Origin of the sequence: Nostoc sp. UIC 10630 (genome assembly GCF_010747425.1) — a bacterium.
Taxonomy (GTDB): Bacteria; Cyanobacteriota; Cyanobacteriia; order Cyanobacteriales; family Nostocaceae; genus Nostoc.
Genome location: NZ_JAAGOG010000480.1, coordinates 1 through 709, shown reverse-complemented (window position 1 = coordinate 709; position 709 = coordinate 1). Strand labels below are relative to the sequence as shown.

Here is a 709-nt window from a genome sequence, read left to right as displayed (position 1 = left end):
CTTGGATATTTATCTGCTAGGGCTGCTATATCAGGAGGGAGTTTAGCAATTTGTTTTCTGTCATAATCAGAGAACGGATAAAACTTACTTAGCGACATGAATTTTCTCCAGAGAACAGGGAAAAGGGAACAGGGAACAGGGAACAGAATTTATTGTTGTAGCTTTTTAATAAGAGCAATAATCATCCGGCTCTCTTCTCGTAGTAAAAAGATAATTGATTCTATGTCAGTTTGGCTACATAATCCTACTCTCTGAGATAAAATAATATGTGTTTCTAATTCGTTAAGTGAACCTTGGGCAATGTTAAGAAATCTTATATACTCAGCCGTTGATCTTCTTCCATAGCCTTCTGCTATGTTAGCTGGAATAGATGCCGCAGACCTTCTGATTTGTTGTACCATTCCATACAACTCATCTTTAGGAAAGAGTTTGGTCAAAAAATAGCATTTCTCAGCTATATCTATCCCTTTTTGCCAAATCTTTAAGTCTTTAAAATCATTAATTTCTGACATATAAACCCTTCATTTATTACTAATTTTTTCTATTCCCTGTTCCCTGTTACCTGTTCCCTTTTTCTTGCCTAAATCAGACTTGCATATTCTGATAATTGCTCTTGGTTTTCTATTAAAGGTAACAATTTTATCGCGGAGGCTCGGCGAATTTTCATTTCTTCATCTGCTGGAGTTAAGAGAGTAGACTTTTTAGATAA

General features: G+C 35.3%; 1 protein-coding gene. It reads right to left on the bottom strand.

What is annotated here, in order from left to right:
• Positions 1–149: 149 nt before the first annotated feature.
• Positions 150–512: a four helix bundle protein gene (locus tag G1O98_RS38495; protein WP_163939722.1), complete on the bottom strand. Its 363-nt coding sequence runs from the start codon at positions 510–512 to the stop codon at positions 150–152.
• Positions 513–709 lie beyond the last annotated feature (197 nt).

Coding starts and splice junctions, on each gene's coding strand:
- G1O98_RS38495 (WP_163939722.1), bottom strand. CDS start 512: ATGTCAGAAATTAATGATTTTAAAGACTTAAAGATTTGGCAAAAAGGG.